This is a genomic window from Pelagibacterium luteolum, from assembly GCF_900100665.1.
GTDB lineage: Bacteria > Pseudomonadota > Alphaproteobacteria > Rhizobiales > Devosiaceae > Pelagibacterium > Pelagibacterium luteolum.
On the sequence record NZ_FNCS01000001.1, the window covers coordinates 432,168 to 455,931 of the forward strand.

Annotated in this window: 23 protein-coding genes and 1 tRNA gene; 10 read left to right on the forward strand and 14 right to left on the reverse strand. The window is 62.6% G+C overall.

Annotated elements, in window-relative coordinates; translation table 11 throughout:
* Nucleotides 1-8: 8 nt before the first annotated feature.
* Nucleotides 9-992: a zinc metalloprotease HtpX gene (htpX, locus tag BLR31_RS02035; protein ID WP_244504936.1), complete on the reverse strand. Its 984-nt coding sequence runs from the start codon at nucleotides 990-992 to the stop codon at nucleotides 9-11.
* Nucleotides 993-1,103: 111 nt separating this feature from the next.
* Between htpX and BLR31_RS02040 the strand changes: the two genes are divergently transcribed.
* Entirely contained in the window at nucleotides 1,104-1,295 is a 192-nt protein-coding gene (locus tag BLR31_RS02040; RefSeq protein WP_090590627.1) for a DUF1674 domain-containing protein, read from the forward strand.
* Here the strand turns inward: BLR31_RS02040 and BLR31_RS02045 are convergent.
* The 9 genes from BLR31_RS02045 to tsaD form a co-directional block, all read right to left on the reverse strand.
* Complete coding sequence (locus BLR31_RS02045) at nucleotides 1,292-2,473, reverse strand: OpgC family protein (RefSeq protein ID WP_090590631.1); 1,182 nt, start codon at nucleotides 2,471-2,473, stop codon at nucleotides 1,292-1,294. The genes BLR31_RS02040 and BLR31_RS02045 overlap by 4 nt on opposite strands.
* The gene (gene mdoH / locus BLR31_RS02050; RefSeq protein ID WP_090590635.1) at nucleotides 2,466-4,253 is read right to left on the reverse strand and encodes a glucans biosynthesis glucosyltransferase MdoH; all 1,788 of its coding nucleotides are present in this window, start codon (nucleotides 4,251-4,253) and stop codon (nucleotides 2,466-2,468) included. Before mdoH ends, BLR31_RS02045 begins: the two co-directional genes overlap by 8 nt.
* Nucleotides 4,254-4,258: 5 nt before the next feature.
* Entirely contained in the window at nucleotides 4,259-4,402 is a 144-nt protein-coding gene (locus BLR31_RS21540) for a hypothetical protein (RefSeq protein WP_176762466.1), read from the reverse strand.
* A 5-nt stretch (nucleotides 4,403-4,407) separates the two neighbouring features.
* A complete protein-coding gene (locus BLR31_RS02055; protein WP_090590638.1) occupies nucleotides 4,408-6,051 on the reverse strand; it encodes an OpgD/OpgG family glucan biosynthesis protein in 1,644 nt (547 codons plus the stop codon).
* 244 nt (nucleotides 6,052-6,295) lie between these two features.
* Complete coding sequence (locus tag BLR31_RS02060; protein WP_090590642.1) at nucleotides 6,296-6,709, reverse strand: DUF1761 domain-containing protein; 414 nt, start codon at nucleotides 6,707-6,709, stop codon at nucleotides 6,296-6,298.
* A gap of 92 nt (nucleotides 6,710-6,801) precedes the next feature.
* On the reverse strand, nucleotides 6,802-7,218 hold the full coding sequence (locus BLR31_RS02065; protein WP_090590644.1) for an EVE domain-containing protein: 417 nt from the start codon (nucleotides 7,216-7,218) through the stop codon (nucleotides 6,802-6,804).
* A 5-nt stretch (nucleotides 7,219-7,223) separates the two neighbouring features.
* A complete protein-coding gene (locus tag BLR31_RS02070; protein ID WP_090590647.1) occupies nucleotides 7,224-7,514 on the reverse strand; it encodes a YciI family protein in 291 nt (96 codons plus the stop codon).
* Nucleotides 7,515-7,522: 8 nt separating this feature from the next.
* The gene (locus BLR31_RS02075) at nucleotides 7,523-8,512 is read right to left on the reverse strand and encodes an NAD(P)H-dependent glycerol-3-phosphate dehydrogenase (protein ID WP_090590651.1); all 990 of its coding nucleotides are present in this window, start codon (nucleotides 8,510-8,512) and stop codon (nucleotides 7,523-7,525) included.
* The gene (tsaD, locus tag BLR31_RS02080) at nucleotides 8,512-9,570 is read right to left on the reverse strand and encodes a tRNA (adenosine(37)-N6)-threonylcarbamoyltransferase complex transferase subunit TsaD (protein ID WP_090590654.1); all 1,059 of its coding nucleotides are present in this window, start codon (nucleotides 9,568-9,570) and stop codon (nucleotides 8,512-8,514) included. The genes BLR31_RS02075 and tsaD overlap by 1 nt, the downstream gene beginning before the upstream one ends.
* 79 nt (nucleotides 9,571-9,649) lie before the next feature.
* On the opposite strand from tsaD, the gene hemC reads away from it, so the two are divergent.
* From hemC to BLR31_RS02110, 5 genes are all read left to right on the forward strand, one after another.
* Nucleotides 9,650-10,627 (forward strand): hydroxymethylbilane synthase, encoded by a 978-nt coding sequence (hemC, locus tag BLR31_RS02085; RefSeq protein ID WP_090590658.1) that lies wholly within the window; start codon nucleotides 9,650-9,652, stop codon nucleotides 10,625-10,627.
* 3 nt (nucleotides 10,628-10,630) lie between these two features.
* Nucleotides 10,631-11,371 carry a uroporphyrinogen-III synthase gene (locus BLR31_RS02090; RefSeq protein WP_090590662.1) on the forward strand — a complete coding sequence of 247 codons (741 nt, stop codon included), beginning with the start codon at nucleotides 10,631-10,633 and terminating at the stop codon, nucleotides 11,369-11,371.
* A gap of 57 nt (nucleotides 11,372-11,428) precedes the next feature.
* Nucleotides 11,429-12,949, forward strand: a complete 1,521-nt coding sequence (locus BLR31_RS02100) for a hypothetical protein (RefSeq protein WP_143009292.1) — start codon at nucleotides 11,429-11,431, stop codon at nucleotides 12,947-12,949.
* On the forward strand, nucleotides 12,946-14,325 hold the full coding sequence (locus BLR31_RS02105) for a heme biosynthesis protein HemY (protein ID WP_090590672.1): 1,380 nt from the start codon (nucleotides 12,946-12,948) through the stop codon (nucleotides 14,323-14,325). Before BLR31_RS02100 ends, BLR31_RS02105 begins: the two co-directional genes overlap by 4 nt.
* Before the next feature lie 149 nt (nucleotides 14,326-14,474).
* Nucleotides 14,475-14,550, forward strand: a tRNA-Thr gene (locus tag BLR31_RS02110).
* Nucleotides 14,551-14,562: 12 nt separating this feature from the next.
* Here BLR31_RS02110 and BLR31_RS02115 read toward each other — a convergent pair.
* On the reverse strand, nucleotides 14,563-15,339 hold the full coding sequence (locus BLR31_RS02115; protein WP_090590675.1) for an N-acyl amino acid synthase FeeM domain-containing protein: 777 nt from the start codon (nucleotides 15,337-15,339) through the stop codon (nucleotides 14,563-14,565).
* 245 nt (nucleotides 15,340-15,584) lie between these two features.
* Nucleotides 15,585-17,906, reverse strand: coding sequence for a putative bifunctional diguanylate cyclase/phosphodiesterase (locus BLR31_RS02120; protein WP_090590677.1), 2,322 nt, complete (start codon nucleotides 17,904-17,906; stop codon nucleotides 15,585-15,587).
* 174 nt (nucleotides 17,907-18,080) lie between these two features.
* Between BLR31_RS02120 and BLR31_RS02125 the strand changes: the two genes are divergently transcribed.
* The gene (locus BLR31_RS02125) at nucleotides 18,081-18,365 is read left to right on the forward strand and encodes a 4a-hydroxytetrahydrobiopterin dehydratase (protein WP_090590680.1); all 285 of its coding nucleotides are present in this window, start codon (nucleotides 18,081-18,083) and stop codon (nucleotides 18,363-18,365) included.
* Here the strand turns inward: BLR31_RS02125 and BLR31_RS02130 are convergent.
* Nucleotides 18,362-18,901 (reverse strand): hypothetical protein, encoded by a 540-nt coding sequence (locus tag BLR31_RS02130; RefSeq protein WP_090590683.1) that lies wholly within the window; start codon nucleotides 18,899-18,901, stop codon nucleotides 18,362-18,364. The genes BLR31_RS02125 and BLR31_RS02130 overlap by 4 nt on opposite strands.
* The gene (locus tag BLR31_RS02135) at nucleotides 18,898-19,458 is read right to left on the reverse strand and encodes a hypothetical protein (protein ID WP_143009293.1); all 561 of its coding nucleotides are present in this window, start codon (nucleotides 19,456-19,458) and stop codon (nucleotides 18,898-18,900) included. The genes BLR31_RS02130 and BLR31_RS02135 overlap by 4 nt, the downstream gene beginning before the upstream one ends.
* Before the next feature lie 270 nt (nucleotides 19,459-19,728).
* Between BLR31_RS02135 and BLR31_RS02140 the strand changes: the two genes are divergently transcribed.
* From BLR31_RS02140 to BLR31_RS02150, 3 genes are all read left to right on the forward strand, one after another.
* Nucleotides 19,729-20,202, forward strand: a complete 474-nt coding sequence (locus BLR31_RS02140) for a tellurite resistance TerB family protein (RefSeq protein WP_176762467.1) — start codon at nucleotides 19,729-19,731, stop codon at nucleotides 20,200-20,202.
* A 555-nt stretch (nucleotides 20,203-20,757) separates the two neighbouring features.
* Nucleotides 20,758-21,063 carry a YggT family protein gene (locus BLR31_RS02145; RefSeq protein WP_090592025.1) on the forward strand — a complete coding sequence of 102 codons (306 nt, stop codon included), beginning with the start codon at nucleotides 20,758-20,760 and terminating at the stop codon, nucleotides 21,061-21,063.
* A 460-nt stretch (nucleotides 21,064-21,523) separates the two neighbouring features.
* Nucleotides 21,524-23,656, forward strand: coding sequence for a sodium-translocating pyrophosphatase (locus BLR31_RS02150; protein ID WP_090590695.1), 2,133 nt, complete (start codon nucleotides 21,524-21,526; stop codon nucleotides 23,654-23,656).
* The last annotated feature ends 108 nt before the right edge of the window (nucleotides 23,657-23,764 follow it).

Below are 23,764 nucleotides of genomic sequence, written 5' to 3' on the forward strand. Positions count from 1 at the left end.
TCGAGTGTCTATCCCCAGGGTCCAGGCGTCTCGTCATTTCCTGAACCCGAGCGGGGGCGCGTACCGGGCGTCCGCCAGCTTTGACCGGGCCGGGAAACGGCTTCGATGGGGTTTACCCGGCTGCGCGGCGTTTGACCACTACCTCCGCCCGAAACCGGCGTCATCTTCATAAGCGCCGAAATACGGTTTTCCACATTGGGGTGCGTGGAGAAGAGATTATCCATGCGCGCACCTGACAATGGGTTTGAAATATAAAGATGCGCCATGGCCGGCGCGCGCTCGGCGGGCATATTGACCACCCGCTTGCCGGCCGCCGAGATCTTGCGCAGCGCCGATGCCAGGGCCTCGGGATCACCGCAGATTTCAGCCCCGTCCTTGTCGGCCTCATATTCGCGCGTCCGGCTCACCGCCATCTGCACCAGCATGGCAGCGATCGGCGCAAGGATCACCATTGCGATCACGCCGATGAACCCGAGCGGATTGTTGTTGTCGCGCGATCCACCGAAAAACAGCCCGAACTGAGCCAGCATCGAAATCGCACCGGCTAACGTTGCCGTCACCGTCATGGTCAGCGTGTCGCGGTTCTTGATATGCGCCAGTTCGTGCGCGATGACCGCCGCCACTTCGCGGCTGTCGAGATATTTCACAAGTCCCGACGACACCGCCACGACGCCCTTGTCCGGGCTGCGACCCGTGGCAAACGCATTGGGCTGCTCGGTTTCGATCAGATAGAGCTTTGGCATGGGCAGCCCGGCATTGTCGGCCAGTTGCTTGGTCATCTGATAGAGATCGGGGGCCGAGCGCGGGTCGATCTCCTTGGCGCCCTGCATCGAGAGCACCATCTTGTCGGAGTTCCAGTACGCGAACGCGTTGGTACCAAGCGCCACGATAAAGGCGATCGCCATGCCGCCGGTGCCGCCGATCAGATAGCCCACGCCCATGAAAAGCGCAGTCATGCCGGCCAGCAAAATGGTGGTACGCAATGTGTTCATCATGGTCCGAACGCTTTCCTAAGCCAGAGTTCCTATCTATATGATGGGAACGCACAACCCCGGCCACAAGTGCCCGGGCACGCCTAAACACTTTGTCATGGAGACCCCGCCATGCCCGCGCCGAAACAAACCAAGCGCCCCGACCCCGAAATCGCCCGTCAGGCGCTTGCCGAAGCCAAGGCAAGGCAGTCAGAAATCGATGCGAAAACCTCCAATGCCCCGCGAGAAGTCGATGGCCGCGGCGGTCTCGATCCCGCTCGTTACGGCGACTGGGAGGTCAAGGGTATTTCGTCCGATTTTTAGACTTTCGCTGGTGCCGCGGCCCTTTTGAGCGCCGTCGCTTGCCGCGTCTTGCGCAACGCGTAAGCCAGGGCGAACTGTACGGCCAACCCGCCTGCCAAAAGACCGGCATCGCTCCAGAAATGATCGCCGATCCCCGCCTTCATCGCTTGCAACAGGATCGAGAGCACCGACCCCGTGGCAAAAACCGCAAGCCCATTCTGCCCCAAAAGCCTGAACGGCTCCGCCCAGTGGCTGGCGGAAAACCGGTAAACCCAGACAAGGCATGAGACGAGATAGGCCAGCGCCAGAAAATGGCTCAGCCGCGTGAGCGCCAGAAACGATTTGTCGAACGAGACGAAATAGAACGGCACGCCGAGCCGCCCCAGCGACGCCAGCGCCTCCCGCCCCACCGACGCGAACGGTGGATACAGCCGCCAGAGGAGGATGACGGCAAGATAGATGCCACACACCCACATCAGCCAGCCCATTTTGGGCACGAACCGCTCGCCGCGCTTGAGCGCCAGCCCGGTCAACAGACCCGCAACAAATATGATCTGCCAGGAGAACGGGTTGAAAAACCACCCGCCCGGATTGGGATAATTGGGCAAATTGATCCGAAACTGGCCCGCCAGGATCCAGATCATCACCGAAAGCCCCATAGTCACCCACGGCCAGCGTAAGCCGCAATAGATGAACGCAGGCGTCACAAGCAGCAGCACCAGATAGAGCGGCAATATATTGAAATAGCCCAACTGGTGCCCGAGCGTCGGGATGCCGATCAAGACACCCAACGGGTCCTCGAAAGCCTTGGCCAGATTGATGGTCTGCAACAGTTCGTACAAGCCGTACCAGGATGCCGCCGCCGCGAGGATGCCGATCGCCATGCTGGTGGTCGAGAGATGAACGAAATAAAGCGTCCGTGCCCGCGCCCAGACCCGCGCGACCGCAGGCCAGTAGGGCGCCGAAAGAAACCCGGCCCCATACGCCAGCCCCGCCGCCGTGCCCGAGAGAAAGACGAACGCCTCGGCGGCATCCGAAAAGCCCCAATTGCGATTGGTGTAATGTTCGAACGCGTTGCCCGGTACGTGGTTGATGAAAATCATCACCAGCGCCAATCCGCGCAACACGTCGATGCGCGGATCGCGCCCTGACGGCATTGCCGCGGGCTGCCCGTCGCGTTTAGCGGTAGTGTCATGCATGGCTCGCCGCGCCCTCCCCGACCGACGGCACGTCTTCAATAACGCTTTGCGTCTCGCCGCGCCAGACAGCAAGAATGCGCTCGCGCTCGGCAACGATCGGGTCAGGCTTTAGCTCCTGACCGGATAAATAGATCGGCCCGCCCATCGGACGCGCCGTGGCCCAGATGATCGCCGGCGCGGCCAGCATCGGCACGGCCACCGGCACCAGCCAGATCATCATGGCAGGTGCCCAATAGCCAGCTGCAAGCAATGTCACGGCTCCGATCGCCACCATCCACCGCGTCGCGGCCCAGGCATCGGCAAACATCAACTCGCTCGTCCCCCGGCTTGTCGCCGGCCAGCCGCCATCGATCCCAGTCATCACCTGTATGACGCTCCGGGTCTGGAACAACAACATCACGGGCGCGAGCACGCTCGACGTTGCGATCTCCCAGATCACCGAAAGTCCAGCTCGCAAGGCGCCGCCAAACGCCTTGACGCGCCCCGTTATCACCGCCTCGATGAAGATAAGCAGCTTGGGCAGGATCAACAGCCCGAAAATCCCCACCAGCAGTGTGATAGCCTTCGACGTCTGATCGTCGGGAAACACGGGGAAGAGTTGATAGGGTTGCGGGAAATAATCGGTCGGCGGGGCAAAATAGGGCGCCACCAGCCCCAGGATCAGAAACGCCGCCCAGATCGGCGACGACAGATACGCCAATATCCCCTGCACGAAGACCATGCGGCTCCAGATCGATAGGCCGGGCGCAGCGATAAGGCGCGCGTGCTGAAGATTGCCCTGGCACCACCGCCGGTCGCGCTTGGCAAATTCAATGAGGTTGTCCGGCCCTTCCTCGAACGATCCGCCCAGATCGGTATCGAGCCGCACCAGCCATCCCGCCCGTGCCAGAAGCGCCGCCTCGACATAATCGTGCGAAAGGACCGGCCCGCCAAACGGTGGCTGGCCCCTAAGGGCCGGCAAGCCGCACGACGCTGCGAACGCCTTGGTCCGCACCATGGCGTTATGACCCCAGAACGGCCCCTCGCGCCCCGCGAGAAGCGCAATGCCGCGCGCGAAAACAGGCGAAAAGAACGACGCCGCAAACTGCATGCCGCGCCCGAAGCCCGAGCGCGCATTGATGATGCGGGGCAAGGTTTGCAGCAGGCCGAGCTTGGGCTCCGCCTCCATGCGACGCGCCATCTCGACGATGGTCTCCCCGCTCATCAGACTGTCGGCATCTAAAATGAGGGCGAACTCGTAGGCGCCGCCATGCTTGGTGATGAAGTCTTCGATATTGCCGGCTTTCTTGCCCGCATTGTCGGCGCGACGGCGATAAAACATCCGGCCCTTAGCGCGCGCCTCGGTCACCAGCCGCGCAAACCACAGCTCTTCCATCGCCGCGATCTCGCCATCACGCGTATCGGACAGAATGGCAAAATCGAACAGCCCGCTCATCCCTTCGCGAACAAGCGCACGGTCCATGGCAAGCACGCGGGAAAACGTTTCGGCGGGGTCTTCATTATAGACTGGCACGAGGATCGCCGTGCGCTTGGTCGGTCGCGCGATCGAAAGGATTGGCGGTTGTGGCCGGTGAAACAGGCCGACAATGCTTTGGCTCGCGCCCCAGGCGAGCCACGATGTCGATAGCGTAATCAGCACAAGGCGAACGACGTCGAGTACCTGAACGCCGTCGCTAGCGGCAAACTGGATGAACAGCGACGCAGCCGTCCCGGCGAGCCCGATGGTCAGCAGAAGCGCGATGACCCGTGCGATCCGCGCCTTGGACACGGCCGCGTCCATCGGTCCTAGAGCTCCCTGCGCACGCTGGAGGTGTCACGCACGAACAGCGCAAAGAACCGCGACAGGACGATACGGAGCGTCACCTTATTCTCGATTTGCTGCTTGGGCATTGCCAGCGGCGCCTGGGGCAAGGGATCGAAACTGTCCATTTTTCTTACGCCTCGATCATCCATTGATACAACCAGGTCTCCGAAAGCCTGCGTCCATAGCCACGCAAATGTGCCACAAATTCGACGGTAGTGGCCCCTGCGACACGAACGTCCAGCACGAGGCGCCACACGTCGCCATCGATCTTTTTGAGCACCATCCCGACGATCTCGGCGCCGGTTACGGTGACGACCGGCTCGATATCTTCGGTGCCCACGGGCAGACGCCCCACTTCACCGCCCTTGAAATCAACGACGAACTTACGCAGGTCGGGCGCATTTTCGACGCCCGAAACCCCACCATGCCCTGCCCGTGTTTCGAGCACATGAGCCAGATCGCTGCCTGCGTCGGGGTTGAGATCGCCCCACCGCATGAAATAGCGATACTCGCGCTCTTCGCCCGCCGTCACGGACTCTGCAGGTATCCAGAACGCGACGATGTTGTCGTTGACCTCGAGATCGGACGGAATTTCAACGAGCCGCACATGTCCGGCGCCCCAATCCCCATCCGGCTCGATCAGCAGCGACGGCCGACGCTCGTAATGCGCCTCGGCATCCTGATAGGCCTCGAATTCGCGGTCACGCTGATAGAGCCCAAAGCCGCGCGGATTGGTCTCGGCAAAGTATGAGCTGCCCAGTCGCACGGGATTGGTCAGCGCGCGCCACAACACGTCGCCACCGTCGCGATGAATGATCAACCCGTTGGAATCATGGACCTGCGGGCGATAATCGTCGAAGCGCGAACGGTTGTTCTCGGCGTAAAGGAACATCGAGGTCATCGGCGCAACGCCCAACTGCTCGACCGTGGACCGGAAGAACAGCCGCGCCGTGACGTGAATTTCGGTTTCCTCGCCCGGGGCGATATCGAAACGGAACGCGCCGGTCACACTCTGACTGTCGAGCGCTGCATAAACGATGGCGTTGCGCTGACCCGGCGCCGGGCGTTCGAGATAAAACTGCGAAAAGCGCGGAAACTCCTCGCTCGATCCGATCCCTGTATTGATTGCCAGCCCGCGCGCGCTCAGACCGTAGAAATTTCCCCGCCCCATGGAGCGGAAGTAGCTCGCACCGACAAAGGCGATCAGTTCGTCGAAAATATCGGGACGGTTGAGCGGATTGTTGAGCCTGAAGCCCACCACCCCCGGCAATTGGGTATCGTCGGTAAAGACATCCTCGAGGGGACCGTAATAATTGAAATCGGCGGGCGAAAACGCCATCGACCGCGCGCGACCATCAACGACTTCGAACATGTCGACAAGCTCATTATAGAGCCAGCCCGGATGGAAGGCGTGAACGCGAAACTGTGATGTTTCCTCGCTCCAGCGCGCACGATCCGCGTCGAACTGGATATGGCGATAATCGTCATAATTGAGGTTGGCGATCACCTCCGGCAGCGCGGTATCTGGCGCCTGGTACTCGGTCGCCGCCTTTTCGCGCATCCACTGGGTCAAGATGTCGAAGGAAAATTCGGTGCCCTCATCGGCGGGGGCTTCGGTCGCCGCGAGGTCGGGTTCGACCCCTTCGGCGGGCGTTTCGGCATCCTGTGCCCAGACCCCGCGCAGGGCCGTCGAACCGAGCAAAAGACCTATGGGCAAAGCACCGATCAATCGACGACGCGTGTGGGAAAATCGACCATTGGCAATAGGCAACATGAACTCGCTTACTCGGGCAAAAAGGTGTTCGGCCTTGCCGGACACGGATGGAACGTTCTTGGAATACAACGTCGGTATAGATGTCCGCTAGCGCCTAACTAAGGCGGCGGGGCCCGGTTCCTGCAATGCTCCCATTCCCTGGACGCATGGCGACCCCCCGGCCGGGCGAGGCTGAAATAAAGCTTCGCCGACTCCAGAACTCCAGAACCCGCGCGTGGTTCCCAGAAAGCCTGTCGGGCGGCGTCTAGCCGAGAAGGCCGAGCACGATCCCTTGCAAGATAACGACCCCCAAAAGATACGCGCCATCGATCAGAGCCAGCGACCAACTGGCCCCCTGATAGCGATGGTTGAGGATCATCGAGGTCATTATGAAGCCCGCCCAGAGATGGATGCCGACGATCACCGCATTGGTAACGCTCATCTCGCCAAGGATCATCGGGGTCAAAAGCGCCAGAAAATACGCCATGACCAATTGCATAGCGGCGCCCCAGATGAACGGCGTCGCCTGCCCGCCCGAGCCCGACATGATCTGCTCCATGGTCCGCCCAGTCGCCGCGAGCCATTGCTTGGACAAGATGATGTACCAGCCGGCACCAAGCGCCATCGACGCGATCATCGCCAGCACGACCGCCAACCAGTTGACGTTGAGATAGTCCATTTTAGCTCTCCCCCATGCGCGCGCCGATCAAGGGCGCGGGCCCGATTTTGCGCCTTTTTGCCGCACCCGACAATGCCCGCGTGTCGTCAGCCCTAAGGCTTGACCCCGCCCATCTTGCAGATCACCGCCCATTCGGCATCCGAGACCGGCTGCACCGAGAGGCGCGAATTGTTGACGAGCACCATCGCCTCGAGTTCGGGCACCGTCTTGATCTCATCGAGTGTCACGGGCTTTTCGAACGGTTTGACCGCTTCGATGTCCACACACTCCCAGCGCGGATCGTCGGTCGTTGAATCATGGTGGATTTCGTTGACGACCTTGACGATCCCCACGACCGCCTTCTCCTTCACCGAGTGATAAAAGAACCCCAGATCGCCCTTCTTCATCAGCCGCATATTGTTGCGCGCCTGATAATTGCGCACCCCGCCCCACTCCTCGGGGCCGGCCTTTTTCACCTGATCGTCCCAGCCCCATGTTTCGGGTTCGGATTTGAACAGCCAGTACGCCATGATTGTTAAAGCCCCTCTGGCCGCTTGATTACCCAGTTCCAGGGACGGATTTCGACCGTCTCGAACACCCCGGCCACCGCATAGGGGTCCTGGCTGACGATCGCCGTCGCGGCGTGCCGATCTTTGGCTTCGACCACCATCATCGAGCCCACAGCCTTGCCGTCATCGTCGAGAAACGGGCCCGCCAGCACCATGGCGTCGGCATTATCTTCCCAATATTGCAAATGCGCCGGACGTGTTTCCAGCCGCTTGTCGAGATTTCCCGCCTTGTCGAAGGCCACCACAGCAAACATCATGTCCAGATCTATCCTTCCCGTTTCAATGGTCGTCGCATGAGCATGGGCACGATCGCCTCGATCCGTGCCTCGCCCGACAATAAAAGATCGACAGCCCCGATCAGCGGCGCGTCGATGGCATGCCGGTCGGCCACCGCTTTGGCGACAGGCGCGGTAAACACGCCCTCGGCCAACCCCATGCCGCCAGATCGGATCGCATCGACGCTCTGGCCGCGCCCGAGCGCGATCCCGAAGCGATAATTGCGCGATTGTTCTGAGGTGCACGACAGCGCCAGATCACCGATCCCGGCCAAACCGGACAGCGTCGCGTCTATCCCCCCAAGCGCCACGATCACCCGTCCAAGTTCCGCGTACGCTCGTGCCAAAAACGCTGAGCGCGCCGAAAGTCCCAGCCCCGCGCCCTCGATGGCGCCCGCCCCCAGCGCATAGACGTTCTTGAGCGCCCCACACATTTCGACGCCAACGATATCCTCGCTGGCATAGGGCCGGAAACTGTCCGACGCCAAAAGCCCCGCCATCTCGTCGGCCCGTTCGATGCTGTGCCCCGCCAGCGTCACCGCCGTCGGTTTCCCCGCCGCGACATCATGGGCAAAGCTCGGACCCGACAAGACGAACGGCTCGGCCTCGGGCGCCAACTCCGCAAGGATTTCGCTCTGGCGATCATTGCTGCCCGTTTCCAATCCCTTGGCGCACAGGATCACCGGCTTGCCACTAAGCGCATCGGGCCCGATCGCCTCAAGCGTCGCTCGCGTCGCCTGTGCCGGCACCACCATCAAGACCGCATCGGCCGCCGCAATAGCGTCGAACCCGGTCTGGGCCCGCAGATCGGGATCGAGCGCGATATCCCCCAGATAGGCCGAAAGCCGGTGGCTCTCATTGATCTCGCGTGCGGCCTGCGCGTCGCGGCCAGACAGCGTCACGTCATGTCCGGCAAACCGTGCCGCCTGCGCCAGCGCTGTCCCCCAGGCGCCAGCGCCGATAACGAAAACCCTGGCCATCAGGCAACACCCCGCAACTCGTCCAGCGGCCAGCGCGGCCGCGCCGCGACATCGAAGCCATCGGTCAACCCAAGCGCAAATCGCTCGGCACCCGCCCAGCCGATCATCGCACCATTATCGGTACAAAGCGCCGGCGGCGGAATGATCAGCGTCGCACCCGCCGTGGCAGCGACATCGGCGAGCACGCCCCCGATCGCCTTGTTTGCAGCAACGCCACCCGCGACGACAAACACCGGCGCACGGTCTGGATATTCCTGCGCAAACCGCTCCAGCGCCTGCCGGCTCCTCACACCCACGATTTCGGTCACCGCAGCCTGAAAACTTGCGCAGAGATCGGCGATGTCCTTCTCGCTCACCGGAACCACAGCCTCGGCCGCCAGCCTGAGCGCGGTCTTTAGTCCTGAAAACGAAAAATCGAGCCGCTTTTCCCGCAGCAATGGCCTTGGCAGCGCAAACCGGGAGGCATCGCCCGCCAAAGCCGCCTTCTCCACTTCCGGCCCGCCGGGATAGCCCAACCCCAAAAGCTTTGCAGCCTTATCGAAGGCTTCGCCGAGCGCGTCATCGATTGTGGAGCCCCACTGCTGGTAATGGCCAACGCCCCGAACCAAAACGAACTGCGAATGCCCACCCGAAACCAAAAGCATGAGATAGGGAAACTGAACCCCGTCCGTCAGCCGCGCCGTCAGCGCATGCCCTTCGAGATGGTTGACCGCCACGAGCGGCTTGCGCGACGCCGCCGCCAGCGCCTTGCCTGTCGTCAGCCCTACGAGCACGCCCCCGATCAGCCCCGGCCCCGCCGTTGCGGCGATCGCATCGAGCCCGGCCAGCTCTACGCCCGCCTCATCGAGCGCCCGCTTGATGATAGTGTCGAGATGGACCACATGCGCCCGCGCCGCCAGCTCGGGCACCACGCCGCCGAACGCCCTGTGTTCGTCGATCTGGCTCCTCACGATATTGGAAACGATCTCGCCGCGTCCGTCGGCAAACCGCCGCACGACAGCCGCTGCGGTTTCATCGCAGCTCGTCTCGATGCCCAAAATCAACGTGTCGCGATCCATTGCGGCGATCTGTTCTCTTTGCCTTCGGTGTGGTCTGATGGCACAAGCGGGATCGCCAACCGCATCCCGCGCGTTACTTATGTCCTTCTCTTACACCGGCGAGGCCACATTGCAATCTCCCGAGCAGACCCCGATCCTCACCATCGGCACCCGCGGCTCCCCGCTGGCGTTGAAACAGGCCGAAGAGGTTCGTGACCGCCTGATTGCACTCAACGGGCTAGAGCCCGGCACCATCGCCATAAAAGTCATCAAGACCTCCGGCGACATCATTTTGGACCGCCCGCTCTCTGAGGTGGGCGGCAAGGGCCTGTTCACCAAGGAAATCGAAATCGCCCTCGCCAATGGCGATATCGACATTGCCGTCCATTCGGCAAAGGACGTCGCGACCACGATCCCCGAGGGCATGGCGCTCCCCGCCTATCTGCCCCGCGAGGACGTGCGTGACGCCTTCCTGTCGCTCATCGCCAAAAGCCCAGATCATTTGCCCGAAGGCGCCATCATCGGCTCGTCCTCCCTTCGCCGGCGCGCCCAGATGAAGCGCTTCCGCCCCGATTTCCGCACCGTCGAATTTCGCGGCAACGTCCAGACGCGACTCAAAAAACTCGCCGACGGCGTCGCCCATGCCACGCTCCTCGCCATGGCCGGCCTCAACCGCCTGGGCGAAGAACACCGCGTAACCCATATGCTCGATGTTGCCCATTTCCCGCCCGCTCCCGGCCAGGGCGCCATCGTCATCGAGACGCGCGCCGACGACGGCGCCGCCAATGCCATGACCGCGATGCTGGATGACCCAGATACCCGCATCCGCGTCGAGGCCGAGCGCGCCTTCCTCAAAGTCCTCGACGGCTCCTGCCGCACGCCGATCGCCGCGCTGACCACGCTTTCGGATGGCAAACTCTCGCTGTTCGGCCAGCTCCTCTCGCCCGATGGCGCGCAGGTCTTCGAAGCCGAAATGATCGCCGACGCCGACGCCGGTATCGATCTGGGCACCCGCTTGGGCGAAAAACTGCTCGCCGACGCCGGCCCCGAATTCATCGCAAGCCTCAAAGCAGGCTGATCGATGCTCAAGCGCACGATTCTCGTGACCCGCCCCCAACCCGACGCCCAACGCACGGCGGCCGGGTTGGCAGCGCTCGGTCTCGATCCCATTATCGTGCCGATGCTCGAAGCCCGTTTCCTAAAACCGGCTCTCCCCTCGGCCGACGGTTTTGCCGCGCTCGTCGTAACCTCCGCCAACGCCATCCGGGCGCTTGCCGCCCATCCCGATGGCGAACGCTTCGCCCATTTGCCCGTCTATGCGGTCGGCGACCAGACCGCCGTTGAAGCCCGTAATGCCGGCTTTGCCGCCGTCACCGCTTCGGAAGGCACCCTCCACCATCTGGCCGAAACGGTCATCGCCGCGCGCCCGACGGGCCCCATCTTTTACGCAGCGCCGCACCACCAGAGCGGCGATCTCTCGGGCCTCCTTGCCCCACACGGCATCGATGTGGAAACGATTATTCTCTACGAGATGCAGGCAGCGACCGCCCTCCCCGTCCCCTTGGCCACACGCCTCCGCCAAGGCGATATCGATGGCGCAGTCTTCTACTCCCGTCGCACCGCCAAAACCTTTGCCGCTCTCCTCGACAACCCCGATTTCGATCCCGTGAGACGAAAGCTCTCCTGTCTCTGCCTGTCCGAAAACATCGCCGAACCCCTGATCGAGAACCATTTCGTACGCATCGGCCTGGCCGATTATCCATCCAACGCGGCCATGATGGTCCTGGCGCTGGCTTTTGCCCGCGATCAAATCAGTTCATGATAGAAGACTGAGCCGACGAAACCGAAAACGCCCACTCCCAACCAAGAGGCAGGCTTGATGGCCGATAAAAAGTCCGGACCGGTGAAACCCCCGATCATCGACGCCAAGGCGCGCAGCGCCGGCGGCAGTGACGACACCACCACACCCAAGACGTCCCCTGACGCTACAGCGTCCGGCACCGTCAAACCGGACGCGCCAGCACCTTCCACCCCGACCGCAAGCGCGTCTGGAGCGCCTAAACCCGCCGAGGCTGCCGCCAAAGCCAGTCCTACGGCGCCTGCCACCGCGAGCGAGGCCACGCCCAAACCCGGGGGGGCCGAACCGAGCACAGTGACGTCCGAGGCCGTCAAGCCAACCCCCACCCCCTCGCAACCTGACGCTCCCAAGGCGGACCCCGCAAAACCCGACGCCCAAAATCCCGGCGCCCCAAAGCCTGAGGCCCCCAAACCCACCAGTCCGTCTGGCGCGGCATCGCTCCCCCCATCGCGGAGCGCACCGCCTACCGTTCCTTTGGCGCCTCTCGCCGCAACGGCCGGCGCCGGCGCGCTGATCGGGCTCGCACTGGCCTATGGCCTCGCCAGTTTCGGCATGTGGCCCGCGACCGATAACACCGACCCCTCGGCCCTCGCCGATCTCGAATCCCGAACTGCCGGGATCGAAGAAGCCATCGGCGAGCAACAGGCCCAGACCGCCGACGCGACATCGCGCATCGACGCGCTCGAATCCAACCTCGCCACGCGGTTCGACGAAATCGCCGGTGCCACACCCGCCACCGAGGGCCTGGCCGCACAGTCCGATCTCGATGCGCTTTCGGGTCAGATCGCGGAGATCTCGACCCGTCTCGACGCTCTCGCCGCCGGCGCTTCAGGCGATGAATCGAGCCAGATCGCTGGCCAGATCAACGCGCTTTCCGAAGACCTCGCCACGCTTACCGAGCGCCTTGGCGCTATCGAACCGCAGATCGCCGACATCGCGCCAGCCGTCGAGGACGCGCAGACCCGGCTCGACGATCTCGACGCCCGTATCGTCGACCAGCCGGCCTTTGATGCGGTCTCAGCAGATCGTGACCGCTTCGCCCGACTTCCCGCGGCCCTCGACGCCCTCGAAGACGCGATAAATTCCGGCGCCCCCTTCGCCAGCCAGCTCGCCGAAACCGAAAGCCTCCTGCCCAATCTGTCAGTGCCCGAGGATGCACGCGCCTTGGCCGCCAGCGGGGTCTCTTCATCGAGCCAATTGCTGGCCGATTTCCGCACGGCGATCCCCGCGATCCTCGCCGCACGCCCCCAGGACCCCGAGGCCAATTGGGCACAATCCCTGCTCGATCAGGCGGCGTCCGCAATCGCCTTGCGCCCCACAGATGGCGACGGCCCCCAAGCTACGGTCGGCCGCGTCGAAACCGCGCTCGAAACAGGTGATCTCGCTGCGGCGCAGGAGAACTTTTCAGCCCTGCCGGACCCCATGCGATCGGCTGCCGGTGGCTTTGGCACGGACCTCGATAACGCCATCGCCGCCACCACGCTTCTCTCAGAAGCGCGCGCCACAGATCCCGCCTCCACCCAGCCGGAGGCCGCCCAATGACTCGCCTCATTACCTATCTCGTTTTATCGCTCGTCCTGGCGCTCGGCGTCACCTGGCTAATTTCCGTCCCCGGCACGGTCGAAATCACCGCCCCCGGCTGGCGCCTCACGCCTTCGCTCGGCACGGCGATCTTTATCGTCATCGCCGTCATCATCGTCGCAATCGCCCTTTGGGCCATTATCCGACGCGTGATCGGCGCCCCCTCGGCCCTGGCCCGCGCCAATGCGCGCCGCAAGGAAAAAGCCGGCATCGAAGCGCTCTCAGACGGCATGATCGCGCTTCAGGCCGGCGAGTTTTCCCGCGCCCGCATGCTGGCCCGCGACGCCAAGTCCAAACTGCCCGACAATCCAGCGGCCCAGCTTCTCGAAGCCCGCGCCGAACTGGCGCTTGGCGATCTGGGCTCGGCCCGCGAGCACTATCGCGCGCTCATCACCAATGACCGCACGGCGCTTGCTGCCCTCTCGGGCCTTTACGAACAGGCGCGCCAGCAGGATCGCACGACAGCGGCCATCACCTTCGCGCGAAAAGCTCTGGCCATTTCCCCCAGCCTCGATTGGGCATCGGAAGCCGTGTTCGACGATCTGGCCGCCAAAGGCGCCTGGGCAGATGCGCTGGCCATGAGCGCCTCGCTGCCGGCCCGCACCCGCGCGCAGAAAGCTGCGAAAAAGCGCCGCGAAGGCGTCCTCGAAACAGCGCTTGCCCTCTCGCTGGAAGAAACCCAGCCCGACGCGGCGCTCGATCATGCCAACCGCGCCATGAAATCGATTCCCGATTTCGTGCCCGCCGCGCTCGTCGCCGCCCGCGTTCTCATCAACAAGGCCGACACCCGCCGCGCCTCGGCGCTGTTGCGCCGCGTCTGGCGCGCCAGCTTCCATCCCGACATCGCAACGCTCTACGCCCACGTCAAACCCGGCGCCTCGGCGGTCGATCGCCTCAAACGGATTCGGACCTTGGTGGAAAGCCCCGAGAGCCACCCGATTTCGGCCATGGTCCTGGCCCGCGCCGCCATCGATGCCTATGAATGGAGCGCCGCCCGCAACGCGCTCGCGCCCTTTGTCGGCAAGACCCCGACCCGCAATATGTGCCTTCTGATGGCCGAAATCGAAGAGGGCCAGTCCGGCGATCAGGGCAAGGCGCGCGAATGGCTCTCCCGCGCCGTACGCGCCCCCGCCGATCCCGCCTGGACCGCCGATGGCATCACCACCGACGAATGGGCGCCCGCCTCACCGGTCACCAACCGGCTTGACGCCTTCGAGTGGAAAGTCCCGCTTGAGTCGCACGAGCCCCCTCTGGCCATCGCAAAGTCCGAGCCCGAGCCCACCCCGCCCGCGATCGAAGGATCCGCCACGCCCGCCGAACCGGCCACCGTGCGGTAAACAGAATCGCCACCCCAGCCGCAAACGCGTCAGCCGGGGTGGCGCAAAATCGTAAGGTTCGGGAGCAATTTGACGTTCGGGCGCGGCTAACCTCTTGCGCCTTTTTGCGACCATCAGTAAAAGACGCGCGGTTCCTGTTCGAACCCAATGCCGCTTTAGCTCAGTTGGTAGAGCACATCATTCGTAATGATGGGGTCACGTGTTCGAGTCACGTAAGCGGCACCACTTATCCCGATCTTACTCTGCAGCCTCCGGTGCGAACCGCTGTTCCGACAGTGCGGCTGCCCGCGCGGTCGGCTGGATAAGTCCCAGGAAGTGCGCGTCGGGATTGTCACCGAACATCTTTTCGCGTTCCTCGGGCGTCGACATGAAGAACGGGAACCGGTCGGCGACATTGTCGCGGATCGCCGTATAGCTTGCCGCATAGAGCCGAACCGGAAACTTCAGTCCCCCGCCCAAAAATCGCTCCCCCGCCCATTCTTGGGAGGCGAACACGCGCTTGTAAAACGCCGCGTGCTCCTGCCGGATGGAGGACAGGCAATAATCGGGCACGAAATATTCGCATGCCATCGCCGCTAGGCGCAATGTCAGGAACGGCAGGGCCGGAAAGGCAAGCGCGGCGTCCCGATCGGCGGTAAACCGCGAGGGATCGACGAAATGCATGCCCTTGTCGAGCATGGGGTGCAGAATATCGGCATAAGCCGTCATCGAAGGCGAATGACGGTGTTCGGCGGTTAGATGATGCAACCGCAGCGAACTTACCAACTGCCCATCGATATAAATCCCGTAGCACATCCCGTTGGGGACGGTGTCGAGATCGTCCGAGGCGATCTCGTCGGCATTGGCGGGGATGAAATCCTCGCGCCGATACGCGTCGTAGCGCAGCTTGAATACCGGATCGGTCAACTCGGAAAGGTTGACGCGGCGATATTCGACGCGGTCGAGAATATCCATCAACGCAGTGGCGAAACGGGTGGTTTTGGTTCCCGTAGTGGGCGCGGCTTCGGTACGCATGACTGACCCCCTTGTACGCACGGGGCAAAGGTCCATCACCTCTTGCCGATCCAACGCGACACAACATCAAGCTCTCGGGCGGCTCAGGCACCTGACTTTGAGGTCAGAAAGCGGCCCCTCGAACACGAGCATGCCAAACTTTAACCAAAATTAAATAAAATGCAAAGCGAAACGCCATTCAGCCCAATCGGCCGTCCGCGTCGTGATCGGACGTCGACAGGTCAAAACACTATAATGGCTAAAAATCAGTCGCGAACTGAACTGGTTGAATAGGCCAGCCGCAAATCCGGTCCGCGGGCGTCGCGGGTCATTCGGGCGATCAGCGCCCTGATTTCGGGACCCGGCAACGGCATGCCGAACAGGAACCCTTGCACCTGGTCGACCTCGGTCTCGTTGGCGAGCACGGCCAGCTGCGCTTCGGTTTCGACGCCCTCTGCCGTCAGCACCAGATCGAGATCCTTGCCCAGCCGCGCCACATTGGCCATCAGCTTGAGCGAGCGCGGATCGGTGGCGATATCGGCGATGAACGCGCGATCGATCTTGAGCTTGGTGAAGGGCATTTCGTGCAGATAGGAGAGCGAAGAATACCCCGTGCCGAAATCGTCGAGCGCGATCCCGATGCCGCGATCGGCCAGTTCCTTGAGCCGGGCCGCGGCGATCACCCGTTCTTCGATCAACGCGGTCTCGGTCACCTCGATTTCCAGCCGGCACGGCGCAAGTCCGCTAGCGGAAAGCGCCCGGCTGATCGATTTGGGCAGGCCCTCTCCACGCAGGTCGCGTGCCGACACGTTGACCGAGACCGAAAGCGTGTCCGGCCACAAAGCACATTCCGCAGTCGCTGTCTTGAGAACGAAATCGGTAATGGCTGATACCAGCCCGACCTCTTCGGCCAGCGAGATAAACACATCGGGACGGATCGGTCCCAGTTCGGGGTGGGTCCAGCGCGTCAGGGCCTCGCATCCTGCAATTTGACGCGTCTTGAGGTCGACCAGCGGCTGATAGACCACCCGCAGCTGATTGTTTGCGATCGCGTCGGCCAGATCGGTCTTGAGCCGCTGGCGATAGCGGAACTCCTCGTCCATCACCTCTTCGAACACTTGGTGATAGCCCTTGCCATGCGCCTTGGCATTATAGAGGGCCAGATCGGCGCGGCTGATCAGATCATCGAGCGCCACCTGTTCGGCAGTGTGCACCACATACCCGATCGAGGCGCGCAGGTCGATACGCTCGCCCTTGACCGTCAAGGGCTTGGCCACGGCATCGAGAATGGCGGACACTTCCGCTTCGACACTGTCGCTGTCGGTATCGGTATCGGCATCGACGCTGCGATAAAGCACGAATTCGTCGCCCCCGAACCGCCCGATGCGCGAGTTCTTGTTCATCACCGACTGGATGCGCGTCGCAGTCTCCGAGAGCACCTTGTCACCAACGAGATGTCCGAGCGTATCGTTGATATGCTTGAAGTCATCGAGATCGACGATAGCCAGCAGCACCGGCCGCGCCGTCCGCTGCCGCGCGGCAAGGTCTGCGTCCACTTGCTCGGTGAAATAGGTGCGGTTGGGCAGCCCGGTCAGCCCGTCATAGCGGGCCATGAAGTTGATGCGCTCCTGCGCCCTTATCCGCGCAGTGACGTTCTCGAGCAGCAGCACCGTGCGGTCCCCGCGCGAGGATACCGTCACCTCGCAATGGAAATCGCCCGAGAGCTTCATGATGATCTTCCCGCCAGACTGGTTGGCGATCATCCGGTTGAGCCGTTCTGCCGTCGATCGCGGCAGGGCCCGCTTGGCGATGGCCTCGTCGAGCAGATCCGAAAATGTCTGCCCCACCCAGGTGCCGTCGGCGATGCCGGCAAAGGTCTGCTGCGCCCTGTCATTGGCCAGCGCGATCACCCCGTTTTCGTCGAGCATGCACAGCCCGTGCTGCATGGTCTCGAGCGCCGTATCGAGCTGGCTGGCCAGTCGCGAGGCCGCCACCCGGTCATGAACGGCATTGAGCAGATTGTTGCGCACGTCCTTGCCCAGCGAGCGAAAGCTCACAAGCATCGGCAAAAACAGGCTGGCGAGCAGCATGTGATAGATGTCGCCCTTGAGCAGAAGCCCGAGCACCATAAGCCCGCCCATGCCCAAAATCTGGACCGTCATCAGCCGGTCGTGCCCGTAATTGCGCGTAACGATGCCCACCATCGCCGCTACGGTCACGGTGATCGCGACAAGTTCGGCAAAGGAATCGTTGACGAAAACGATCGAGGAAAACACCCAGCTGCCATAGGCCACGGCAGCGAAATAGCCGAAAAACAGCGCGCGCTTTTCCCAGCGTTGCGCTGCACCGAGATCGGTGGGGTCGATTTTCGCCTTGGCAAAGGCGCGCATGTTGAAATCGCGCGACACAAGCAGCAGGGCCAAGAGCCCAGCATGGACGATCAGCAGCGTGGAGTCGGCACGGAACGCGCCCGCCAGAGCCCCCAATACGCTGGCCAACGTGCCAAGAAACATGGCACGCCGGTCCTTGTACAAGGACGCGACGATCGAAAAATAGTCGAGTGTTGGTAGCGACTGGCTGTTTGGCATCGCGTTTCGTTGGCCCGGCCCATGAGAGCTAGGCCGATCATGACCTCATCATTATGCATATGTTGTTGACAATGGCTAGGAAACCCCTTGGTTGCAGGGGCGTTTTGACGGTGTGGTAAACAATGGCTTTATCCCATCGCCACGCCCAAGCGTGTCTCAGCAAGGATCACGACGATGTCGACAGAAATTTTATCGGCCAGCCAGATCAAATCCGCCATCGCCGAGCTCGACGGCTGGACCGAAAACAGCGAAGGCGCGCTGGCCAAATCCTTCAAGTTCAAGGATTTTTCCCAGAGCTTTGCCTTCATGACGCGCGTTGCGCTTCTGGCCGAGAAGGCCAACCACCATCCCGACTGGTCCAATAGCTACAACAGGGTGGAGATCGCGCTGGTCAATCACGAAAAGGGCGGCATTACGCAAAAAGATGTCGATCTCGCAAAGGCGATCGACGCGCTTTAGCGAGCGCGCTGCCGCAGGAGCCGGATCCCCAGCCAGAAGAAATAGGCCGCAACGAGGATCGAAACCGCCTCGTGATAGGCCGCCACATCCGCAAGGATCAGCCGGCCCAGGCTCAGGATCGCCAAGAGCGTCGCCCCGGCCAATCCCGCCCGGTCGCCTAAGGCCCGAAAATGCAGCCCCAGGCTCACCAGCCCCGACGCCGCGAACGCCAGCGCCAAAAGGTAGAACGGGGTATAGACCATCTGCGCATGCGCGATCGTTCCGTCCGCCATGGCCCCGAGGACGCCTGCGGTCAAGATGATCGTGTAGACCGTCGCAAAGCTGAAGGCGCCGAACGCCGAGAGCGCGATCCCGACCCGTCCCGGCTTGGCCATGGCGGGCAGATCCTTGAGCGCGAACATGCCGGCCCCGGCCACGTAGAGCCCGATCGTGGCCATCCACCCCGCCCAGGCCGCCGCCTGCCCACTCGACAGCATGACGATTTCGCCAAAGGCCCAGAGCCCGCTTCCGGCCAAAAGCACATAGATGAGGATCATGGGTCTGCGCGGTGTCTCTTGCGGCGCTCGGCCATTGAAAGGCCAAGCTGGATGAAGGTGAGTGCCATTACCATATCGATGAGCGGTTGGACGAGACTTGGCAGCGCGACAAAACTGCTCACCAGCGACAGCCCGATGGCCGCGCTCATCACCAGCCCGATCCAACGCGGATAGACCGACGACGTGACCAGCCACGCCGCAAGGCAAAGCGCGCCCACAAAAGTCGTCGCCGCCGCGCCGATGAACTGCGGCGTCCTCGCCACTTCACCGATAGGCAGCGTCCCCTGGCTCACCGACCAGATCGCAACACCCACGAAGACGAGCGCACCAACGGCAATGAGGATCACCGCCGCCCGTCCGAGCCGGCTCGTCCTGACATCTGTCCAAAGCCCTGTGAACCCGATGACGACGAGCAGCAGCCCGAGCGCGGCAAGCAGCCCGCTCGGTCCCGTGTGCCGGCCAGCCAGAAGTTCGATGATTTCCCCGGCGACGCGCGCCAATCCGCCCAGCACCAGCGCCCAAGCCGCGATCATCGACCCCTCGCCAATTGTTATCATTGCCGCCCCCGACGCGGCGACCCTAGAGCAAGTCCGGAAAACTGGGAACCGATTTTCCCGATAAAGTCTTGCGATTGAACACCTAAAGCGCAATCGCCGCGCGCAGCCTCACCCCAGTGCTTTACGCCGCGCGATCTGCCTGTGGCAGCAAATCCTCAACCCGCAAATTCCTGCGCCCAAGCCCGCCAAGGGCGGTTTCTGGCTGTTTTGCGCCCTGATAAGGTCCGCCTCAGATTTCCCCCCCGTTGCCCACCGAAAGGGTCTTGCACAGTGTTTGAGTCGATCGCGCGCCTTTTCGGTCAATCCGAGCGCTCTTCCTCCCAGCCCCTTGATCATCGGCTGGCGGTGGCGGCCCTTCTGGTTCACCTCGCCGCCGTCGACGGCTCGGCTTCGCCCATCGAATCCAAAGCCATCGCCAACGCGCTTAAGGACCATTACGGGCTCGACGAATCCGAAGTCAAAAAGCTGATCACCGAAGCCCGCCGCCGCGACCGCGAAGCCGTCGATTTCTATCAATTCACCTCGCGCCTCGCCCAGCTCGAGGAAGACGAAAAGATCGATATCGTGCGCATGATGTGGCAGGTGGTCTTTGCCGACGACACCAATCATGAGCTCGAAGACAACATGGTCTGGCGCGTTGCCGAACTGATCGGCGTTTCCGCTCGCCAACGCACCATCCTGCGCAACCAGGCCCGCCGCACCTCCACCCCTCCCGATCCCGAAGGCAGCGACACCGAGCAATAGGCTCCGCCCTCTTCCGCCTGGCCCCTACTTCCCAATCCTGCCTTCATCGCACCAGACTTCTGATAGCGCCCGCGAGGCTGTGATACCCTCAACACCTCCCCACCCAGTGTCATCCCGGACTTGATCCGGGACCCAGTATGCTCGCCCCCTCGGCCGCTTCCCGGCGTCCCCCAAGTGCCCGAATACTCTCGCACATTGCAAAACATTCGCATTCCGCAACGCACTGCCTCGCAAAATGCGAAAAACAGCCCCGCCTCCCCCGCCCCAATCCCTACATTTTGTCTCAAATTACTCGCGCCACGCTTCATCTTGGGTAAATGCGTTCTGGCACGCTTGATGCATATCCAGTCCTGTCCGGGTCTTTGTGTGTTGCGTACCGGATGAACTCTTCAAAAGGCCCGGTGCGCGCGTATTCTGCGACCGGCCTTTTCTTTTTTTCTGCCAGGCGCACCGATACGGCACTCACTTGCCCCGACTATCGCAAGCGCTTAGATAGGATCACCGATTGCGCCGGACATCCGGCCCGCCGCATACGACACGAGGACATTGCCGATGCTGTTTGGACTTTTGCAATTTATCGACCTGGTCCTTGGCCTCGTCATCTTCATCATGATCGCCCAGGTGATCGTGAGCTGGCTTTTGGCCTTCAACATCCTCAACATGTCCAACCGGTTCGTGGCGACCATCGCCAACGCGCTCTACCAGATCACCGATCCGCTCCTGCGCCCGATCCGCAATCTGCTGCCCAATTTCGGCGGCCTAGACATCTCCCCCATCATTCTGTTCCTGATCATCTACTTCATCCGCCTGGTCATCCTCTATCCGCTGATGCAACAGGCCGCGATGGGCCAGATCGGCTAGCTTAAGCGGTCACGCTGCCTTGGCAGCTGCCACCACTCCATCCCCACCCCTACGTCATCCCGGGATTTATTCCCGGGATACTGCGCTGCGCTGGCCCAAACCACGTGCGTCCGATCGGCCGCAGAAACCGCCACGCACAAATTATCGCGCCACCATGCGCCCAAAAGTCAGCCTGTAAATTTAGGTCAATACTGATGCCACACGGTCTCTGTTTCCCCTCAACGACATAGCCCCAAATAAGCCAGCAGTACTGACCGAAATAAACCCCGCCCGGTGATTGCCACCACCGCGATCTTCCGCCTATCCTGCGCCAATCCGTCGCATGCGTCGGAGGGCTTGGCGGTTCCGCGGGAGGAAGCGGGACCGGTCACGATAACGAGGAGAAATCCGGCCCCGCCGGGCCATGCAGTCTCTGTCGCCCCGGCTGGTCGCGGATCACTTTTGTGAGGGGAATACGACTATGACTTTGGCCCTATGGCTGATCGTCGCCTGTGGCGTCCTTTCGGTCGTCTATGGCGTCGTGACCACGCGTACGCTCATGGCCGCCAATGCGGGCTCGGCGCGCATGCAGGAAATCTCGAGCGCCGTTCGTGAAGGCGCCACCGCCTATCTCAAGCGTCAATACACCACCATCGCCATCGTCGGCGTCGTCATCCTCATCGCAGCCTGGCTGCTGCTCGGCATTTACGCCGCCATCGGCTTTCTGATCGGCGCCGTGCTCTCGGGCGCCGCCGGATTCATCGGCATGCACGTCTCGGTCCGCGCCAATGTCCGCGCCGCCCATGCGGCGCAAACCTCGCTTGCCGGCGGTCTCGATCTCGCCTTCAAATCCGGCGCGGTGACGGGCCTTCTGGTGGCCGGCCTCGGCCTCCTCGGCGTCACGCTGTATTTCATCTTCCTGACCGGTTCGGGCTTTGCCCCCACCGACCGCACGGTGATCGACGCCCTCGTCGCGCTCGGCTTCGGTGCGTCGCTGATATCCATCTTCGCCCGTCTGGGCGGCGGTATCTTCACCAAGGGCGCCGACGTCGGCGGCGATATGGTCGGCAAGGTCGAAGCTGGCATCCCTGAAGACGATCCCCGCAACCCCGCAACCATCGCCGACAACGTCGGTGACAATGTCGGCGACTGCGCCGGCATGGCCGCAGATCTGTTCGAGACCTATGTCGTGACCATCGTCGCGACCATGGTTCTGGCCGCCATCATCCTGCCCACCGAACTGCAGTTGATCGGCATGGTCCTCCCGCTCGCCATTGGCGGCGTCTGCGTTTTGACCTCGATCGCCGGCACCTATTTCGTAAAGCTCGGCGCCTCGGGCAACATCATGGGCGCGCTCTATAAAGGCGTCATCGCCACCGGCGTGCTCTCGCTCATCGCCCTTCTCCCCGTCATGTGGATCATGTTCGGCGACATGGGCCTTTCGATCACCGTCGGCGAAACGATCTTCACCCCCTGGGCGCTCTATTTCTGCGGCGTGGCCGGACTCGTCATCACCGGGCTGATCATCTGGATCACCGAATACTATACGGGCACGGGCCGCCGCCCGGTCAATTCCATCGCCGAAGCCTCGATCACCGGCCATGGTACCAACGTGATCCAGGGCCTCGCCGTCTCGCTCGAAGCCACTGCCCTTCCGGCGCTGGTCATTATCGCCGGCATCATCGTCACCTATTCACTCGCCGGCCTGTTCGGCATTGGCGTCGCCGTCGTCACCATGCTGGCCCTCGCGGGCATGATCGTGGCGCTCGACGCGTTCGGCCCGGTCACCGACAATGCCGGCGGCATCGCCGAAATGGCGGGCCTCCCTGACGAAGTGCGCAAAAACACCGACGCGCTCGACGCCGTCGGCAACACGACGAAAGCTGTGACCAAGGGCTACGCCATCGGTTCGGCCGGCCTCGGTGCCCTCGTGCTCTTTGCCGCCTACACCCAGGACCTCGACTACTTCATCCGCACCGCCACCGAGGGCAATTTCTTCTTCGGCGTCGGCGAGGTGAGCTTCTCGCTCGCCGATCCTTACGTTGTCGTCGGCCTGTTGTTCGGCGGTCTCCTGCCGTTCCTGTTCTCAGGCATGTCGATGACTGCCGTGGGCCGCGCCGCCCAATCGGTCGTCGTCGAGGTGCGGCGTCAGTTCCGCGAAAACCCCGGCATCATGGAAGGCACCACCAAGCCCGACTATGGCCGCGCCGTCGACATGCTGACCAAGGCCGCGATCAAGGAGATGATCATCCCCTCCCTGCTCCCGGTCCTCTCGCCAATCGTTGCCTTCGTCGTCGTCCTTTTGATCGCCGGCAAGGCCGCAGCCTTTGCGGCCCTTGGCGCCATGCTGCTCGGCGTCATCGTCACCGGGCTCTTCGTCGCCATTTCGATGACGGCCGGCGGCGGCGCCTGGGACAACGCCAAAAAGAGCTTCGAAGACGGGTTCACCGACTCCACCGGCCAGGTCCACTACAAGGGCTCCGAAGCCCACAAGGCCTCGGTCACCGGCGACACCGTCGGCGATCCCTACAAGGACACCGCCGGTCCGGCGGTCAACCCGATGATCAAGATCACCAACATCATCGCGCTGCTGCTCCTGGCCGTCCTGCACTAGTCTTGTGCCAACACGATCTCAGAGCCGGGCAACCCTGCCCGGCTCTTTGCGTTGTAACCCATCGAATGGACAACGCTTCTGACCGATACCAAGGTCTTATGTCCTTGA